A 444-nucleotide genomic window follows, 5' to 3' on the forward strand; every position below is an offset into this window, starting at 1 on the left:
CACCGCCGTGGCGGTGTACATGGGCGTGTGGTTCCCCGATGTACCGCGCTGGATCTGGGCCCTGGCGGCCCTGGTGAGCATGGGCACCATCAACCTGATCGCCGTCAAGGCCTTCGGTGAGTTCGAGTTCTGGTTCGCCCTGATCAAGATCGTCACCATCATCGCGATGGTCATCGGCGGTGTCGGCATCATTGCCTTCGGTTTCGGCAATGACGGTGTTGCCCTGGGTATTTCCAACCTGTGGGCCCACGGCGGCTTCCTGCCCAACGGCGTGCAGGGTGTGTTGATGTCGCTGCAGATGGTGATGTTCGCCTATTTGGGCGTGGAGATGATCGGCCTGACCGCCGGTGAGGCGAAGAACCCGCAGAAGACCATCCCCAATGCCATCGGCTCGGTGTTCTGGCGGATTCTGCTGTTCTATGTCGGCGCGTTGTTCGTGATCCT

The 444-nt window shown here is 61.0% G+C and carries 1 protein-coding gene; it reads left to right on the forward strand.

The window, feature by feature from the left end; genetic code table 11:
- Nucleotides 1-19: 19 nt before the first annotated feature.
- The coding region (locus FCS21_RS16215) for an amino acid permease (protein WP_281279985.1) at nt 20-444 on the forward strand (425 nt) is incomplete at its 3' end.

The organism is Colwellia ponticola (assembly GCF_005885605.1).
GTDB classification, from domain to species: Bacteria; Pseudomonadota; Gammaproteobacteria; order Enterobacterales; family Alteromonadaceae; genus Colwellia; species Colwellia ponticola.